Source organism: Bacillus mycoides (assembly GCF_000832605.1).
GTDB classification, from domain to species: Bacteria; Bacillota; Bacilli; order Bacillales; family Bacillaceae_G; genus Bacillus_A; species Bacillus_A mycoides.
Map to the genome: position 1 here is coordinate 1,850,875 of NZ_CP009692.1, position 16,906 is coordinate 1,867,780.

Annotated in this window: 19 protein-coding genes; 12 read left to right on the plus strand and 7 right to left on the minus strand. The window is 35.7% G+C overall.

Annotation, left to right across the window (positions count from 1 at the left end):
* Positions 1-8: 8 nt before the first annotated feature.
* Positions 9-875 (minus strand): DUF1002 domain-containing protein, encoded by an 867-nt coding sequence (locus BG05_RS11590; protein WP_002014912.1) that lies wholly within the window; start codon positions 873-875, stop codon positions 9-11.
* Positions 876-1,062: 187 nt separating this feature from the next.
* Between BG05_RS11590 and BG05_RS11595 the strand changes: the two genes are divergently transcribed.
* Both BG05_RS11595 and ribT read left to right on the plus strand, forming a co-directional pair.
* A complete protein-coding gene (locus BG05_RS11595; protein WP_000853785.1) occupies positions 1,063-1,500 on the plus strand; it encodes a peptidylprolyl isomerase in 438 nt (145 codons plus the stop codon).
* Positions 1,501-1,984: 484 nt separating this feature from the next.
* Positions 1,985-2,353 carry a GNAT family N-acetyltransferase RibT gene (gene ribT / locus BG05_RS11600; RefSeq protein WP_000908403.1) on the plus strand — a complete coding sequence of 123 codons (369 nt, stop codon included), beginning with the start codon at positions 1,985-1,987 and terminating at the stop codon, positions 2,351-2,353.
* A gap of 20 nt (positions 2,354-2,373) precedes the next feature.
* Here ribT and BG05_RS11605 read toward each other — a convergent pair whose 3' ends face one another.
* Together BG05_RS11605 and BG05_RS29500 are read right to left on the minus strand one after the other, a co-directional pair.
* Positions 2,374-2,892 carry a DUF309 domain-containing protein gene (locus tag BG05_RS11605; RefSeq protein WP_002167723.1) on the minus strand — a complete coding sequence of 173 codons (519 nt, stop codon included), beginning with the start codon at positions 2,890-2,892 and terminating at the stop codon, positions 2,374-2,376.
* Between the two features lie 99 nt (positions 2,893-2,991).
* A complete protein-coding gene (locus tag BG05_RS29500) occupies positions 2,992-3,087 on the minus strand; it encodes a YjcZ family sporulation protein (RefSeq protein WP_000510194.1) in 96 nt (31 codons plus the stop codon).
* A 169-nt stretch (positions 3,088-3,256) separates the two neighbouring features.
* Here BG05_RS29500 and BG05_RS11610 point away from each other — a divergent pair, with 169 nt between their 5' ends.
* From BG05_RS11610 to phnF, 6 genes are all read left to right on the plus strand, one after another.
* Positions 3,257-4,000 carry a segregation/condensation protein A gene (locus BG05_RS11610; protein WP_002143025.1) on the plus strand — a complete coding sequence of 248 codons (744 nt, stop codon included), beginning with the start codon at positions 3,257-3,259 and terminating at the stop codon, positions 3,998-4,000.
* Between the two features lie 156 nt (positions 4,001-4,156).
* A complete protein-coding gene (gene scpB, locus BG05_RS11615; protein WP_002128944.1) occupies positions 4,157-4,729 on the plus strand; it encodes an SMC-Scp complex subunit ScpB in 573 nt (190 codons plus the stop codon).
* Between the two features lie 78 nt (positions 4,730-4,807).
* A complete protein-coding gene (locus BG05_RS11620; RefSeq protein WP_002128943.1) occupies positions 4,808-5,710 on the plus strand; it encodes a ComEC/Rec2 family competence protein in 903 nt (300 codons plus the stop codon).
* Between the two features lie 206 nt (positions 5,711-5,916).
* Positions 5,917-7,059, plus strand: coding sequence for an N-acetylglucosamine-6-phosphate deacetylase (gene nagA, locus BG05_RS11625; protein ID WP_002088433.1), 1,143 nt, complete (start codon positions 5,917-5,919; stop codon positions 7,057-7,059).
* 4 nt (positions 7,060-7,063) lie between these two features.
* Complete coding sequence (nagB, locus tag BG05_RS11630) at positions 7,064-7,852, plus strand: glucosamine-6-phosphate deaminase (RefSeq protein ID WP_003191195.1); 789 nt, start codon at positions 7,064-7,066, stop codon at positions 7,850-7,852.
* Positions 7,782-8,513, plus strand: coding sequence for a phosphonate metabolism transcriptional regulator PhnF (phnF, locus tag BG05_RS11635; protein WP_078172874.1), 732 nt, complete (start codon positions 7,782-7,784; stop codon positions 8,511-8,513). Before nagB ends, phnF begins: the two co-directional genes overlap by 71 nt.
* A 73-nt stretch (positions 8,514-8,586) precedes the next feature.
* Here phnF and BG05_RS11640 read toward each other — a convergent pair whose 3' ends face one another.
* Complete coding sequence (locus tag BG05_RS11640) at positions 8,587-9,405, minus strand: Cof-type HAD-IIB family hydrolase (RefSeq protein ID WP_033734224.1); 819 nt, start codon at positions 9,403-9,405, stop codon at positions 8,587-8,589.
* Positions 9,406-9,570: 165 nt separating this feature from the next.
* Here BG05_RS11640 and glcT point away from each other — a divergent pair, with 165 nt between their 5' ends.
* The 4 genes from glcT (at position 9,571) to ptsP (ending at position 14,934) form a co-directional block, all read left to right on the plus strand.
* Entirely contained in the window at positions 9,571-10,419 is an 849-nt protein-coding gene (gene glcT, locus BG05_RS11645) for a glucose PTS transporter transcription antiterminator GlcT (protein ID WP_002033914.1), read from the plus strand.
* A gap of 340 nt (positions 10,420-10,759) precedes the next feature.
* On the plus strand, positions 10,760-12,823 hold the full coding sequence (ptsG, locus tag BG05_RS11650; RefSeq protein ID WP_033734225.1) for a PTS glucose transporter subunit IIABC: 2,064 nt from the start codon (positions 10,760-10,762) through the stop codon (positions 12,821-12,823).
* A gap of 135 nt (positions 12,824-12,958) precedes the next feature.
* A complete protein-coding gene (gene ptsH / locus BG05_RS11655; protein WP_002033915.1) occupies positions 12,959-13,222 on the plus strand; it encodes a phosphocarrier protein HPr in 264 nt (87 codons plus the stop codon).
* Positions 13,222-14,934: a phosphoenolpyruvate--protein phosphotransferase gene (ptsP, locus tag BG05_RS11660; RefSeq protein WP_003191202.1), complete on the plus strand. Its 1,713-nt coding sequence runs from the start codon at positions 13,222-13,224 to the stop codon at positions 14,932-14,934. The genes ptsH and ptsP overlap by 1 nt, the downstream gene beginning before the upstream one ends.
* A 96-nt stretch (positions 14,935-15,030) precedes the next feature.
* Here ptsP and BG05_RS11665 read toward each other — a convergent pair whose 3' ends face one another.
* The 3 genes from BG05_RS11665 to BG05_RS11675 form a co-directional block, all read right to left on the minus strand.
* Positions 15,031-15,408, minus strand: coding sequence for a DUF3915 family protein (locus tag BG05_RS11665; RefSeq protein ID WP_003191204.1), 378 nt, complete (start codon positions 15,406-15,408; stop codon positions 15,031-15,033).
* A 197-nt stretch (positions 15,409-15,605) separates the two neighbouring features.
* Positions 15,606-15,824, minus strand: coding sequence for a hypothetical protein (locus BG05_RS11670; protein ID WP_002088422.1), 219 nt, complete (start codon positions 15,822-15,824; stop codon positions 15,606-15,608).
* 234 nt (positions 15,825-16,058) lie between these two features.
* Positions 16,059-16,676 (minus strand): nitroreductase family protein, encoded by a 618-nt coding sequence (locus tag BG05_RS11675; RefSeq protein ID WP_002033918.1) that lies wholly within the window; start codon positions 16,674-16,676, stop codon positions 16,059-16,061.
* Positions 16,677-16,906: the final 230 nt, after the last annotated feature.

Genomic DNA, 16,906 nt, shown 5'->3' on the forward strand with positions numbered 1-16,906 from the left:
CTTCTTTTTTACTTGAATAAAGATTTAACGAAATCAATGATACTAGAGAAGAAATCTTTTACTTTATCTAGGAAACTTTGCCCTTCTTCAGATCCTAAGAAGGCAGACACATGGTCTTTTGCTTTCTCTAATTGGCTACCAACTTGGTTCCAATCGATATTAAGATTTTTCATTTTATCAAATAACGCTACTAGGCTATCCAACTGTTCATCTGTTAATGTAATACCGAGTTGATCAGCAATTTTTTTAATTAATGTACGTAAATCTTCAGTTGTTTTTGGCTGTTCTTTTGCAATTTCTTCTTTAATTTTTGCAACAAGTTGAACTGCTTTTTCTTCGCCGATTTTATCACCAAGCTGGGCTGTTTGTACCATTTCTTCATTGGCTACTTTTTTTACTTCTTCAGGAATGGCTTTGTTTGATGTTGTTTCATAGGCCTTCATTAAACCTGTTAAAGCAGCAGTTCCTGAAACTTTAAATGGTGCAGTAATTTGAATCTCTGCATCTTTCACACCTGCTGTAATAAGTGCATTTGTGTACATTGCATCTGTTATCGAATTAATGTTTTTTGAGCGTACAATGAGACCTGACCCTGGTTTTGTGTATGTAATCATAGAAGAGGAAATAGCTCTCGTACCAATTTGCGCTTTTGGAACGATGCCCTCTAGAAATTTATGTTCTTCCGCATTAGATACAGTAATAATTTGTGCATCTTTTGGTGCTTTCATTTCTTTCAAAAGATCTTGTTTCTGTTGTTCAGATAAGTTTTCTCCTAGTGTAACAATTGATTCTCCCTCAATGATGTCTGCAAATGAAGCTGTTGGCATAATAAATACGGCTACAGCTAATAGCAGAGCTAGTAATTTCGTTTTCACGAAAAATCGCTCCCTTTCTCTTTCTTAAATTTTCGGGCAACACAGTTATTATAGTATATTTTTCTTATTTGTCACCTAGCTTCTTCCACATTTCAAAAAAGAAGTATGCAGATTGTCGGATTCTTTTTGTTTCTCGTCATGAATATGGTAATATAGTGCTGAGATAGTTGAAAGGAGACATATACATATGAAAACTTTAGGATACATATTAATGGAAAATGGCGAAAAAATCGATTTAGAATTTTTCCCAGAAGAGGCACCAAAAACAGTAGAAAACTTTAAAAAATTAGCAGAGCAAGGATTTTATGATGGTGTGACATTCCACCGCGTTATTCCTGGCTTCGTAAGCCAAGGTGGAGACCCAACAGGCACAGGAGCAGGTGGCCCAGGTTACTCTATCCCATGTGAAACTGATGGAAATCCTCATAGACATCTTGTTGGCTCACTTTCTATGGCACATGCTGGCCGTAATACAGGTGGTAGCCAATTCTTTGTTGTTCATGAGCCACAACCGCATTTAGATGGCGTACATACTGTATTCGGTAAAGCAACAAGCGGTATTGAAACAGTATTAAACATGCGTCAAGGCGATGTAATGAAAGAAGTTAAAGTTTGGGAAGAATAAGTTACGAGAAAAGGAGAGCGATTTTGCTCTCTTTTTTTATTTCCTATAAACAGGGTTGGTATATATTTTAAAGTATATGACACAAATAGGACGGCTACTAACGTTAAATTATATTGTTCATGAGAACACACTTTTAACAAAATACATAGGATGGAGTACGAATTATATGCTTCAATAAATGTATTTCTCTTAACATATTGCTTTTAGTAGAACTACTTTGTTCAAAAGTGGTTAATAAGTGAAATGTGATGAGAAAGGGATTTTCCTTTTAGTTCCTATATAGTATTGTCTCTTTTTTGAGCGGTGTAATAGAAAGAAATAGCGTGGAAACATATATTTGACTTTCTTCTTAACGCTTTGTATGATTATCAAGTTGTTTCAGCCCCTTCTCACTCTGGTAAAAATATTGTAGAATGAATGTGATATGAAAAGAGTGATTGAGGGGATAAATAGTTTGTAACTTTTGTAAGAAGGGATAAGGGTTATGTTAATTCGTTTTAAAAAAAGTTATGAAAAAATTGCAATGGGGCTTCTTTCATTTATGCCAACTGAAAAAGATGTAAAAACATTACAATTGACAATGAAAGAATATGAAGCGAAAGAGGATTGGCAATTGTATTTGTGGAAACAAAATGAAGATTTTGTTGGGATAATGGGGATTATAAAAAAAGAAGATCAGGTATTGGAAATTCAGCATTTGAGCGTGAATCCGTCTCACCGTCATATGGGGATTGGGACGAAGATGGTTCAAGAGCTTAAGAGTAAATTTCTTGAGTTTACAATTTGCGGAAATGAGCAAACAGCAAGTTTTTGCAAAAAGTGTAAAGAGCTTGAACAAAATATACATTCATGAAAGCAGGGATAAGTAGTTTATTATCTCTGCTTTCTTTTTTGTAGTTGCTCGTGTCGCTCAGAAATGACTTCTGTTCGATCACGCAATGTGTGCTTACTTATGATGTATTCACCAGGAATGACGTTCACATCTTTCCAAGAGAGGTTTTGTTTCTTACATAACTGTATGCATTGTTTTTCTAACGATACGTCTAACAATGGTAAAAATAACGGCGCAAAAATTTCCTTTTTGTGGATAGAGTGTAATCTTTCATTTAATAAGAACATAAGTTGTTTATGATCTATTCCTAATTGATGTAAAGATGTACTGTTCTTTTCTAAAAGTGCTATTGCGCTTTTTATCATCTTCTCTGCACCATTCCAGTTGGATCGTCTGTGATGGTATAAGGAAACAGCAATTTGAATGAGACCGACTAAGTAATTGTCGCGTTCTCCTCTAGGTTTTAATTTCCAATACTCTTCTAATATTTCATGACATTCAAAATAATCATAGTCTCCGTGAAAATGAATTAAAAATTGTATGTACTCGGTAGGATACATTTTATTCGCTCCTGTCTAACGGTTATATGTACAGTTTATCATAGAAATATTAACAATAAGCGACTAGGGAAATATCCCTAGTCGCTTTATTGCGTCCTATTAGCAGAAGCAAGCTGCTCCTACAATGATTAGTAAAATGAACAGTACAACAAGTAATGCGAACCCACCGCTAAAACCGCAATCAACGTGACCCATAGTTTTTTGACCTCCTACATTGTTCTTACTACATTGTTATCATATGAAGCGGTGGGCATTATGACATGGGCATAGGTCTATTTTTAATTAAATTTCTTAAAAAGGTTGGATAGAACATGAGTATGCTCTATACTTATGGTGTTATAGAAAAAATGTGGTGGGATGCTTTGTGCAGTATAATTTTAAAGTAGAGGCTTTTGAAGGGCCTTTAGATCTATTGTTACACTTAATAAATCGTTACGAAATTGATATATATAATATTCCTGTAGCGAAAATTACAGAGCAATATCTATCTTATGTCCATACGATGAAAGAATTACAATTAGATGTTGCCAGTGAGTATTTAGTAATGGCTGCAACGTTATTACAAATTAAAAGTAAAATGTTGTTACCGAAACAAGAAGAAGATGTACCTGATAACGGTGAAGACTTTATAGATGATCCTCGTCAAGAATTGATGGAGAGGTTAATTGAATATAAGAAATATAAGCAAGTTGCTACTGAGTTAAAAGAAAGAGAACAAGAAAGAGCACAGCTATATACACGTCCGCCAATTGATTTTACATCATTTCAACAAGAAGAGGAGACAAGCTTACCTCTTGATGTTACGTTATATGATATGTTAGCGGCATTTCAAAAGCTAATGCGTCGTAAAAAAGCAAAAACCCCCGTAACAACGCGAATTACTCGCCAAGAAATACCAATTGCACAGCGAATGACTGATATTCTACAACAGTTAGAAGTAAGAGGCGGTCGTCAAAGCTTTTATGATTTGTTTGCTGATGAAGAACGTGAAATAATGGTTGTAACATTTTTAGCGGTTCTTGAGCTAATGAAAAATCAACAAATCATAATTGAGCAGGAACATAATTTTGATGAAATTTTCGTATCAAGCTCTAATAAATCCGTATAGAGTTGATGTGAAGATGGGATAGAAATATTTTATCTCATGTTAGGTTTTAATGTATCGTTTGGAACGAGAGAAGAAATATTGAACCGAACGCATTTACTGTGATTCGGTTTTTTTATGTGTGTTTTTTATGGGAAATAGGAGAAAGGAGTTCGTAAAATGGATAGAAAAGAACAAAAATCGATTATTGAAGGGCTTTTATTTGTTGCAGGTGACGAAGGGATTTATCCGGAACAGATAGCTAAAGTTCTGGAAGTTGAAGTGGAAGAAGTAATAAACAGTATAGAGGAAATGCAAAAAGAATGCGAAGGATCGAATCGCGGTTTGCAAATTGTACAATATGCAAAAGTGTATCGTTTTGCAACAAAGAAAGAACATGCTTCGTACTATCAAAAATTAATAGATACTCCAACCGCGGCTTCACTTTCTCAAGCAGCTCTTGAAACGTTGGCAATCGTTGCGTACCGTCAACCGATTACAAGGACAGAAATGGAAGAGATTAGAGGTGTGAAAACGGATAAGGCATTACAAACGTTAGTTTCACACTTACTTATAAAAGAAACGGGAAGAGCGGAAGGACCAGGGCGCCCTATTTTATACGGAACGACGAAAGAATTTCTAGATACGTTTGGATTGAAAACATTAGATGATTTACCACCTCTTTCGGAAGAAAATGAACAAATGAATGAAGCAGATTTATTCTTTGGTTCTTTACAGGAATTATCAAAATAAAAGCTTAGCATTTTGCTAAGCTTTTTTTGTATATCAATTACAGAGCGTGCCATACTAAATGAAAAAAGGAGACGAGTTATGAAAGGTGTACGGAGTATTCTATTGTTGGTTTCTGTTTTATTATGTTTTTCGTTAAACAGCGCATCGGCTAAAAGATATATGATGTCTATTCATACTGCGTCTTCTATACATATGCAGCGGCAACATTTCGGTAAAATGAAAGTGAGTTTTTTAAAAGTTGGACAAGGTGATGCGACACTTATTACATTGCCAAATGGTCAAACGATGTTAATAGATGGGGGTCCTTATGAAGCGGGAGAGGTCATTATTCAAAAACTAATTGAAAAAAGAATTAATCATTTAGATGTGATTGTAAGTACTCATCCTGATATGGACCATATAGGAGGACTTATTCCAATTGTAGAGCAAATGCCAGTTTCCCTCGTATTAGATAGCGGGAAAACATATAGTTCATTTACTTATCATACGTATCGAAATAACATTAAAAAAAGGGGCATTCCTTTCATTTCAGTGAAGGAAGGACAATACATACCGCTAGATCCACATGTTTCTATACAAGTATTAAACAATGGTAAATCGAAAGACGAGAATAACGAGTCCTCAATTGTGTTAAAGATTCGATATGGTAAAGCGGACTTTTTATTAATGGGTGATGCTGATATACGGACGGAAAATGAAATATTAAAGCAATTTGATGTACATGCAGATGTATTAAAAGTTGGGCATCATGGCTCGTATACTTCAACGAGTGAAACATTCTTAAAAAAAGTAGATCCACAATTCGCTATTCTTTCGTACGGGAGTAGAAATCCATATGGGCATCCTCATCAGAGTGTAGTAAGACGATTAAAACAGCGTGGTATAATGATATATGGAACAAACAAGCGAACTGTGGAAATAGAAACAGATGGTGAACATATTACTATGGGGGCAAGCGGTCTTATGCCATTACTTAAGTAACTAATTATATAAGAGGTTATTATCCATTTTGGTAAAAATGGATAATATATATTAGAATGAAAAAGAAATCAATTTCCTTTTTTCGCTGAACGAAGAGGAAATTTCATTAGAATGTATAGACAACTACTTGTGTGTATATTAAGATGGAATTAGGCGAATAAGGTAATAATAATAAGTAGGTATTTCATGGGAAAGGGTCGATGAAAATGAAAACGCAAGTTGTCATCAATGCCGAAATTTATACAGGTAAAGAAGTAGTGGAAAACGGATTTATTCGTTACACAGAAACAGTTAAAGAAATTGGTTTGATGGCTCAATATGTATCACAAGAAAATGAAACTGTGTTAGATGTGGCAGGAAAGATTGTGATTCCAGGTATGATTGATGTTCATATTCATGGTGGATACGATATTGATGCGATGGATGCAAATAGCGATGGATTAGTAACTCTTGGTAAAGAAATGTTAAAAGAAGGAGTTACAACTTACTTCCCAACAACAATGACACAAGCTCCAGAAGCGATTGAAGCGGCGCTAAGTGCTGCGAAGGAAGCGAAAGACAAAGGAGCACATTTCGAATATATTCACTTAGAAGGACCATATGTTTCAAAAAAACGTGCGGGTGCACAACCACTTGAACATATTGTTCCTGCGAGTATCGAGCAATTTAAACAATGGCAGGAAGCAAGCGGTAATTTAATTAAATTAGTAACATATGCACCGGAAGAAGAAGGTGCGTTAGAGTTTGAACAGTATCTTGCTGAAACAGGTGTTGTTGGCACAATGGGGCATACAGATGCAATTGATGCACAACTGAAAAATAGAAAAATTACACATGCAACACATTTATACAATCAAATGCGTGGATTACATCATCGTGAACCAGGAGTTGTTGGTCATGTGTTATTAAATCCAGATGTAATGGTTGAAGTAATTACAGATGGTATTCACATTCACCCTGATATGGTGAAATTAGCATATAAATTAAAAGGACCGAAAAAAGTAAGTGTCATTACAGATGCAATGCGTGCAAAAGGTCTTGAAGAAGGATTATATGAGCTTGGCGGACAGCCAGTACATGTAAAAGATGGCAGTGCCCGATTAGAAGATGGAACGTTAGCTGGTAGTATTTTAAAAATGGATCAAGCTTTCCGAAATGTAATTGAATTTACAGGATGTTCAATCGAGGAGGCAGTGTTAATGACATCAGTTAACCAAGCAGAAGAATTTGGATTAAATAATAAAGGCGCATTAGCGGTAGGTAAAGATGCAGACTTTGTTGTTATGACTGAAGAATTACATGTATATGATACGGTTCGTTTAGGAATTCATATGAAGGAAGGGAAGTAATTAGATGAATATTCTAGTTGTAAAAACTCCAGAAGAATTAGCAGAAGCAGGTTATAAGTTAATTAAAGAGGTTGTAAAATCAAAAGAAAATCCAACTTTAGGAATGGCTACAGGAAGCTCTCCATTAGGTATTTATGCAGAAATGCGAAAAAATAAACTTGATACAAGTCATGCAACCACTGTAAACTTAGATGAGTACGTAAATTTACCACACGAAGATAAAAACAGCTATCACTATTTCATGCAAGAACAGTTGTTTGATCATCTTCCATTTAAACAAACTTATGTACCGAATGGGATGGCAAGTGATTTAGAGGAAGAGTGCAAGCATTATGAAGGCATTCTAGTAGCTAACCCAGTTGACTTACAGATTCTTGGAATCGGTGAAAACGGTCACATCGGATTTAATGAGCCAGGAACACCATTTAATTCTCCAACTAACATTGTAGAATTAACAGAATCTACACGCCAAGCAAACCTTCGCTTCTTTGAAAATGAAGAAGATGTGCCGACTCATGCGACTACAATGGGAATTGGAAGTATTATGAAAGCGAAACAAATTCTACTTGTTGCTATGGGATCTAAAAAGGCAGAAGCTATTAAAGAATTATTGCAAGGTGAATATAGTGAGGCGTGTCCTGCTACAGTTTTACAACGTCATCCGAATGTAACCGTAATCGCAGATCCAGAAGCTCTATCTTTATGCAGTGAGGCGATTGCTGATGAACATCGACAAGTATTCACCATTTCCGATTTATTATCAGATTCAAGAGTGGGTGAAACAGCTAATTGAGGAAGGCGAATGGAAGCCGGGAGATAAAATTCCGTCTGAGAATGAACTTTGTGATAAGTTCGAAGTGAGTCGTATGACAATCAGACAGGCGATTAATAACTTAGTGGAACAAGGTTATTTATACCGGAAACGTGGGATTGGAACGTTCGTCCAACTTCCGAAAGTGGAGCAAAAGTTGCAAGGAATGACGGGATTCACAGAAGATATGATATCTCGTGGTATGAAACCGAGCAGCCAGTTATTAAGTTTCCGCCTAGTTCCAGCTACTGCTAAAATAGCAGACCGGCTGAGAATACAAGAGGGAGAATCGGTTTATGAAGTGAGGCGTACGCGCTTAGCTGATGACGAACCGATTGCATTTGAGACGACATATTTGTCGCCAACTCTTGTGAAAGATATTAACGAAGAAATATTACAACAATCTTTATATGAACATTTAGAGAAAAAACTGGGCTTTAAGCTTGTTCGCGCTACTCAATCAATTGAAGCTTCAATTGCAACGGATAATGAAGCTGAACATCTGCATATTCCTAAAAAGGCGCCTGTACTTGTAATGCGTCAATGGTCATATTCAGAAGGTGAGTTACCGTTAGAGTATGTGAAATGTATTTATCGTGGGGATCGTTACAAGTTTATTACGAACATCGCACGTAACAAGTAATATATTTCAGTTTGTGAAGTACAGTGAACTTTGATGTTTTCAACATGTAAAGAAATAAAAATACGACTCATCCTTATAAGGATCGAGTCGTATTTTTATTTGCTTCTTCATTATAAACAAGTACTTGGTTAACGGCATCTTTGACAGCATCTACTACATAGTGAGCGTGCTCTTTTACCGCATCATCAGCTTGAGACATAGCAAAACTATGAGGAGTTAAGGAAAACATTGGAATATCATTGTAAGAATCCCCTATGCATGCAACCTCCTCTGGTTGTATTTGAAACTCTTGTAATAAAACAGAAATAGCAGAACCTTTACTAATATTTGGTGGCATTACATCTAAACATTGTTCAGCTGAAATGAAAGTACTAACTTTTCCATAGAATTTTTCATCGATCTTTTTTTGAAGGAGTTGTAAGTTTTCCTTTGTTCCACCGATAGAAATTTTATTTGGAAAAATTGTATCATCGATTTTCTGTAATAAATTTGGTTCTTCAACAGAAGTCATTGCTACTTGTTTTTCGAGTTCATGAATAAAAGGTGTCTTTTCTTCAATATAGTAATTATGCTCATCACTTACATAACGGAAATAAGGGTCTTGATTTGTCATAGCTAGTAAATCAGGAAGAATGCTGGAATCAAAATTTGCGGATAATAGTTGCTTATTTTCATTAGTGTATACAAACACACCATTTACACTAATACGATGGAAATTTGTATTTACAGCTTTCATTAAGTCTGCGATTTCATTATCAAGTCGTCCAGAAGCGAAGCAAAGAATAACATTTTGCTCAGCAAGACTGCGAAGTGCCGCAACATCCTGTTCATCAATCAGACCTCCATGCTGCATCATTGTACCGTCAATATCACTTACAAACATTTTAATCATGTTGCTATCTCCTTTCTATGTACAGTTGCTCTTACATTATACGTATCATATACAAACATGTCTAAAAAATGAATTTTTATCAAATGGTAGATGTTTTACATTGACGACAAAGAAGAATGTTCTGTAACATAAAAGTAGGCTATTTAAGTACGAGGGTGGTGTTATATGAGTAATTATCTAGAAATTAAAAAAGTTTTAAATAATAATGTCATCATTGCTAGCCATCCTGAACACGAGGAAGTAGTAGTGATCGGTAAAGGAATTGGATTTGGAAAAAAGGCTGAAGATGTGTTGGAGCAAGAACAAATTGAGAAAATGTTTGTTTTAAAAAATGAACGTGATCGAGAACAATACAAACTTTTAGTGCCGCATGTGAGTGAAAAGCTAATTGAATTGATGAATGATATTATGTTATACATTCAAGAAAAAGCGGAGTCTCCATTAAATGAACATATTCATATCGCTTTAACAGATCATATTTCTTTTGCAATTAAAAGGCTGAAACAAGGACTTACAATAGATAATCCTTTTTTAGTTGAAACGAAAATGCTATATCCAGAGGAATATGAAATTGCTGAAGGAGTTGTGAAACTTTTAAATTCTCGTTTGCAAATTACATTGCCAGAAGGAGAAGTTGGCTTTATCGCACTCCATATTTATAGCTCGCTTACAAACTCTGATTTATCTTCTGTTAATCAAAATTCTCGTCTTATTGCACAACTTGTGTCTTTAATTGAGACAAACCTACAAATTACATTAGACCAAGAAAGCATTCATTATTTACGCCTTATTCGCCATTTACAATATGCTATTGAACGGGTGAAAAAAGGAGAAAAAGTAGAAGAAGCACAAAGTTTTGCTGATTTATTAAAATTAGAATATCCAGTTTGTTACAATTTGGCGTGGAAGCTAGTCAAAGTAATGCAGAACGAATTACAACTTCCTGTTTATGAAGCGGAGAGTATTTATTTAACGATGCATTTACAACGATTAGTGAAAGCAGAACATGTGTAAAAAGACATATATTTTTGTCTAAAATGAAAACGTTAAAAAAAATGATTGAATCGCTTACAATAGTTATGTATAATAACTATTGCAAAGTTATACAAAATTCGACAAACACATTAAGGTAAATAACGAAAACGTTTGCTTTAATTATAGTGAACTTATACGTAATCCTATTTTTGACACGTGTTACTGATTCGATCAGGCATGAGTGGAGAAAAGTTGGGAATGTAAGCTAAAGAAAGGGACATACTACCCTTTGTATAGCTATCGTTCTATCTTTTTTTTCCTCATGCCTTTTTGGCGTTTGTCGAAAAGTATCAATATAGATAAGAGAGGAAGGGTTTCCATGTTTAAGAAGATCTTTGGTGTTCTTCAAAAAGTCGGAAAAGCGCTTATGCTTCCAGTAGCGATTTTACCGGCAGCAGGTATTTTACTTGGATTTGGTAATGCATTTCAAAATCCACAACTAACAAATGTTATCCCTGCTTTAAAAGCAGATTGGTTCGTAATGGTTGCAAAAATTATGGAACAATCTGGCGATATTATTTTCGCTAACCTTGCGCTATTATTCGCAGTTGGGGTAGCGATTGGTTTAGCTGGTGGAGACGGAGTAGCTGGTTTAGCAGCGTTCGTCGGATACTTAATTATGAACAAAACGATGAGTGTATTCTTAGAAGTAGATAAACTAGTGAAAGTAACAAGCACTGGAACAGATCCAGTAAAAATTGGATTTTCAGATCCAGCATATGCAAACGTATTAGGAATTCCAACGCTGCAAACAGGAGTGTTTGGTGGTATTATCGTCGGGATAGTAGCGGCATATTGTTATAATAAATACTTCAACATTGAATTACCATCATACTTAGGTTTCTTTGCAGGTAAGCGTTTCGTACCAATCGCAACTGCAACATTCTCTTTAGTGGTAGGTATTATCATGTGCTTCATTTGGCCATACATTCAGGGTGGCTTAAATACGTTCTCACATCAAATGATTGATGCAAATAGAACGATAGCAGCATTTATATTCGGTTTAATCGAACGTTCATTAATTCCATTTGGATTACATCATATTTTCTATTCACCGTTCTGGTTCGAATTCGGTCAGTATACAAATGCAGCTGGCGAATTAATCCGTGGTGACCAAAAAATCTTTATGGCACAGTTAAAAGACGGCGTAGAATTAACAGCAGGTACATTTACAACTGGTAAGTATCCGTTCATGATGTTCGGTCTTCCAGCAGCAGCTTTAGCAATGTACCATGAAGCACGTCCGGAAAATAAAAAATTAGCAGCTGGTATTTTAGGATCTGCTGCATTAACATCTTTCTTAACAGGTATTACAGAACCGCTTGAATTTTCATTCTTATTCGTAGCACCAGTATTATTCGGAATTCATGCAGTATTCGCTGGTCTATCATTTATGACAATGCAAATTTTAGGTGTTAAAATTGGTATGACATTCTCTGGTGGTTTAATTGACTTCATATTATTCGGTGTACTACCAGGTCGTACGGCATGGTGGTGGGTAATTATTGTTGGTCTTGTACTAGCAGTTATTTACTACTTCGGATTCCGTTTCGCAATCCGTAAATGGAACTTAAAAACACCTGGTCGTGAAGTAGCGAATGCTAATGAAGGCGCAGGGAAAACAGAAGCAGGAGAACTTCCACGTGAAGTATTAGTAGCACTTGGTGGTAAAGAAAACATTGCTTCGTTAGATGCTTGTATTACTCGTTTACGCGTTCAAGTTAACGAACAAAAAAATGTAAATAAAGACCGCTTAAAAGAGCTTGGAGCAGCCGGTGTACTTGAAGTTGGAAATAACATTCAAGCTATTTTCGGACCGAAATCTGACACATTAAAATCACAAATTCATGATATTATGTCAGGCCGTACACCTCATGTTGAAAAAGAAGCGCCTGTAAAAGTGGAAGAAGCTCCTCAACAGGTTGATGAAAATGAAACAATCGTTTCACCAATTGAAGGGAAAATCTTACCGATTACAGAAGTACCTGACCAAGTATTCTCAGGGAAAATGATGGGAGATGGATTTGCGATTGAGCCAACAGAAGGAACAGTAGTTTCTCCGGTTAATGGTGAGATTGTAAATGTATTCCCTACAAAACATGCGATTGGTATTCAGTCTGAAGGCGGAAAAGAAATTTTAATCCACTTCGGTATTGATACTGTAAAATTAAATGGTGAAGGCTTTGAAGCGCTTGTAGCACAAGGTGATAAAGTGAAGCAAGGACAACCATTATTAAAAGTAGATCTTGCATTTGTAAAAGAAAATGCACCATCTATTATTACACCAATCGTCTTTACGAATTTACAACAAGGGCAACAAGTCGAATTGAAAAAAGTTGGAAATGTTAAGAAGGGCGAAAACGCTATTATTGACATTCAGTAGGAATTTGACGCAAAATGTTTATAATTATAATAGGCGATGTGGTTGACCGAACATCGCCTATTATATACAATAGATGATGTAGTACTCACGTCTATACAACTAAAAAAATACTGTATTTGAAGGAGATAAATTATCATGGAAAAAATCTTTAAAGTAACTAGCGACTCAGGAATTCATGCTCGTCCAGCAACTCTACTTGTAAACACTGCAAGCAAATTTGGTTCTGACATCAACTTAGAGTATAACGGAAAAAACGTTAACTTAAAATCAATCATGGGTGTTATGTCTTTAGGAATTCAACAAGGCGCGGAAATTAAGGTCACTGCAAATGGTGATGATGCAGCTCAAGCACTAGCAGCTATCGAAGAAACTATGAAAAACGAAGGATTAGGAGAATAATGACTCTTAACATTCAAGGGATCGCTGCATCAAGTGGGATTGCTATTGCAAAGGCTTTCAGACTTGAGAATCCTGAATTTAACATTGAAAAGAAATCAATTACAGACGAAGCTGCTGAAATTGCACGCTTAGACGCTGCGCTTGAGAAAGCAAAATCTGAACTAGAAGCTATTAAGGATCATGCTTTTGCTGAGCTAGGTGCTGATAAAGCTGCTATCTTTGAAGCACATTTATTAGTATTAAATGATCCGGAATTAGTAAATCCAGTAAAAGATAAAGTAAATAGCGAAAAAGTAAATGCTGAATTTGCAATGGATGAAGTTGCATCAATGTTTATTTCTATGTTTGAAAACATGGATAACGAATACATGAAAGAACGTGCTGCGGATATTCGCGACGTAACAAAACGTGTTCTTGCGCATTTACTAGGAATTAACTTCTCAAACCCTGGTACAATTTCTGAAGAAGTAATCATCATTGCTGAAGATTTAACACCATCTGATACAGCTCAGTTAAACCGTAAGTATGCAAAAGGTTTCACAACTGATATCGGTGGACGTACATCTCACTCTGCAATTATGGCTCGTTCTATGGAAATTCCGGCTGTTGTTGGTACGAAAGTTGTTATGGAGAAAATCCAAAACGGCGATATCGTAATCATTGACGGTTTAGATGGAGAAGTAATTGTAAACCCATCTGAAGAAACTCTTCGTTCTTTTGAAGAAAAGAAAGCGAAATTTGAAGAGCAAAAAGCTGTATGGGCAAAATTAAAAGACCAAGCAACTGTAACAAGTGATGGACATCACGTTGAGCTTGTTGCTAATATCGGAACACCAAATGATGTACAAGGTATTATCGATAATGGCGGAGAAGGCGTTGGTTTATACCGTACAGAATTCTTATACATGGGCCGTGACAATCTTCCAACAGAAGAAGAGCAGTTCGAAGCGTATAAAGCAGTTCTTGAAGGTGTAAAAGAAGATCAACCAGTCGTTGTTCGTACACTTGACATCGGTGGAGATAAAGAGCTTCCATACTTACATTTACCAAAAGAAATGAACCCATTCTTAGGATACCGTGCAATTCGCTTATGTCTTGATGAGCAAGATGTGTTCCGTACACAACTTCGTGCATTACTTCGTGCTAGCGTATACGGTAACTTAAAAATTATGTTCCCAATGATTGCAACTCTTGATGAGTTCCGTCAAGCGAAAGCAATCTTATTAGAAGAGAAAGAAAGACTTGTTCAAGCGGGTACAACTGTTTCTGATTCTATTGAAGTTGGTATGATGGTTGAAATTCCAGCTTCAGCAGTATTAGCAGATCAGTTCGCAAAAGAAGTTGATTTCTTCTCTATCGGAACAAATGACTTAATCCAATACACAATGGCTGCAGACCGTATGAACGAACAAGTAGCTTACTTATACCAACCATATAACCCATCTATTTTACGTCTTGTAAAAATGGTTATCGATGCTGCTCATAAAGAGGGCAAATGGGCTGGTATGTGTGGTGAGATGGCGGGAGATTCACTTGCTATCCCATTATTATTAGGCTTAGGTTTAGATGAGTTCAGTATGAGTGCAACATCTATTCTTCCTGCAAGAACACAACTAAGCAAGTTGTCAAAAGCAGAAATGGAAACATTAGCAGAAAAAGCATTAATGATGTCAACTGCTGAAGAAGTTGTTGAATTAGTTAAAAGCATATAATAGTAAAAAAACCTGAGTCGATTTGAAATCGGTCTCAGGTTTTTTCTATGAGAAAAGTAAATCTTATTTTGCGGCTATTGAGGATAAAGAACAAAATTAGATAGCGATTGCAACGATATCAGTTGGGCATACACGTAAAATACCAGTAAAACGATTTTGATTCTGATTGTTCTTATCGTCGTTATTGTTATTTTTGTTATCTTTGTCATTACGAGCTAAAGCAGAGAAAAGAGCAACACCGTTAGCGAAACCTTCAAAAATTAAATTACGGAATGATCCGTCGCCTCTAATGCTTAAAAGGGAAATTTCTGTTCCCACTGAAATGCTAGCAAGTACGTTACATACAGCAGTTCGTTGTGGTCTAACTTCTTCTCTCTCTTTCTCGCGATGTTCGCGATGTTCGCGATGGTCACACTCTCTTTCACGATGATGACAGTCTCTAAAGTTATCACAGCATCCAAATGATCCAAACATAATCCTCATCACCCCCTTCACACTTATAATCTATGTAAGTTCGGTAGTCGGTGACTGGACAGATAATGAAAATTTTTCTAGGGGATTTTCTCATTTTAAATGACTAGATGGGTATTTAGTATGGAATGATGTTTAAAATAGGGGAAATATCACAAAAAAATGTAAAGACCACCTCAATGAAATAAATTAGGTAGCCTTTACACTTTTTTGCTTTTATATAAAACGATGATATATACAGGAAGAGCTAGGAGTAGTGGTGCAATGGATCGTGCAGTGTGTTTTTCTGCTTCTAATTGTAACGCTTCTTCTTTTGGGAATTGTAACACTGATATGTTTGCAGCATCGCCAATAAAATATAGCAGTAGTACAGTTACTATGTAACTTAAAAGTGCGATAAAGCTTCCGTATGAACTCAATGAAAATCCCTCTCTTGTTATCTATTTGTTATCATTGTATCACAATTGTAACAAAAATACACGGTTATATTTCAATGCTTTAACAAATTTCGACACAAAACGCCATATTTGTTTATAGTGATAGCGTAAAAATTACAATTTCTCTATGTGTAGATGTCGAATAATACATTGTAATATTACGGATGTGTGACAGAATATAAAAAAACGAAGGTAATGAAATTACCTTCGTTTTTATTATTTCGCCCATTCACTTACTTGTTCTACGCTCATGCGCGGTGCAGGGTGACCTTTTAAAGTGGATTCACCAATTGTAATAAGCATAATTGGTACGTAACGAGATGAAACATTAAATTCTTCCATTAGTGCTTGTGGGTTGAAACCACCAATTGCGCAAGTATCCCAGCCAGTTGCTTTAGCAGCAAGCATAAGTTGCATTGCTGCTAAAGCAGCATTTGAAAAGGCAGCATCTCGTGGGTATTGCTCACGAGTATATGCAGATTCAATATTTTTAGCTAAGCGCTCTTTTGCGTCTGCTTTCATAAATCCTTGTTCTACAATTGGACCGTAAACAGGTTCAACATTTTTATATGCCTCTAAATCACCTAAAATAGCGACTACGGCAGAAGCATCAAGAATTTGTTGTTGGTTATAAGCAATTGGGTGTAATCGTTTTTGTACATCTTCGCCTTGGAAAACAAGGAATTTCCAGTGTTGCAAGTTCCAAGCAGAAGGTGCTTGCGCAGCTGCTTTTAAAATTTCATGTAACTCTGTAGATGAAATTTCTTTTTCAGGGTTGAATGCACGTGTAGATGTGCGTTCATATAAAACGTTAAAAAAGTCATTGTTTGTCATTATATATCCTCCAAATTACATATCAACTTAATATAAAATAAATGTAATATACTCTACTTACATTTTGTAAGTTATTGAATTTAAGAATATAATACCTTTATTTTAATTGTCAAGTTTTAAATAGTAAGGCAGGGCATTCATACAAACGATACAATTCATATAATCATACACTAAAAAAGGAATTTCCAGAGCAGATAAGCGAAGATAACATTCTCAATTAGCTTGTTAAT

What these genes read in the sequence shown, in the direction of transcription:
- BG05_RS11595 (WP_000853785.1), top strand. Translation starts at nt 1,063, where the DNA reads ATGAAAACTTTAGGATACATATTAATGGAAAATGGCGAAAAAATCGAT.
- ribT (WP_000908403.1), top strand. Translation starts at nt 1,985, where the DNA reads ATGTTAATTCGTTTTAAAAAAAGTTATGAAAAAATTGCAATGGGGCTT.
- BG05_RS11605 (WP_002167723.1), bottom strand. Translation starts at nt 2,892, where the DNA reads ATGTATCCTACCGAGTACATACAATTTTTAATTCATTTTCACGGAGAC.
- BG05_RS29500 (WP_000510194.1), bottom strand. Translation starts at nt 3,087, where the DNA reads ATGGGTCACGTTGATTGCGGTTTTAGCGGTGGGTTCGCATTACTTGTT.
- scpB (WP_002128944.1), top strand. Translation starts at nt 4,157, where the DNA reads ATGGATAGAAAAGAACAAAAATCGATTATTGAAGGGCTTTTATTTGTT.
- BG05_RS11620 (WP_002128943.1), top strand. Translation starts at nt 4,808, where the DNA reads ATGAAAGGTGTACGGAGTATTCTATTGTTGGTTTCTGTTTTATTATGT.
- nagA (WP_002088433.1), top strand. Translation starts at nt 5,917, where the DNA reads ATGAAAACGCAAGTTGTCATCAATGCCGAAATTTATACAGGTAAAGAA.
- nagB (WP_003191195.1), top strand. Translation starts at nt 7,064, where the DNA reads ATGAATATTCTAGTTGTAAAAACTCCAGAAGAATTAGCAGAAGCAGGT.
- phnF (WP_078172874.1), top strand. Translation starts at nt 7,782, where the DNA reads ATGAACATCGACAAGTATTCACCATTTCCGATTTATTATCAGATTCAA.
- BG05_RS11640 (WP_033734224.1), bottom strand. Translation starts at nt 9,405, where the DNA reads ATGATTAAAATGTTTGTAAGTGATATTGACGGTACAATGATGCAGCAT.
- glcT (WP_002033914.1), top strand. Translation starts at nt 9,571, where the DNA reads ATGAGTAATTATCTAGAAATTAAAAAAGTTTTAAATAATAATGTCATC.
- ptsG (WP_033734225.1), top strand. Translation starts at nt 10,760, where the DNA reads ATGTTTAAGAAGATCTTTGGTGTTCTTCAAAAAGTCGGAAAAGCGCTT.
- ptsH (WP_002033915.1), top strand. Translation starts at nt 12,959, where the DNA reads ATGGAAAAAATCTTTAAAGTAACTAGCGACTCAGGAATTCATGCTCGT.
- ptsP (WP_003191202.1), top strand. Translation starts at nt 13,222, where the DNA reads ATGACTCTTAACATTCAAGGGATCGCTGCATCAAGTGGGATTGCTATT.
- BG05_RS11665 (WP_003191204.1), bottom strand. Translation starts at nt 15,408, where the DNA reads ATGTTTGGATCATTTGGATGCTGTGATAACTTTAGAGACTGTCATCAT.
- BG05_RS11675 (WP_002033918.1), bottom strand. Translation starts at nt 16,676, where the DNA reads ATGACAAACAATGACTTTTTTAACGTTTTATATGAACGCACATCTACA.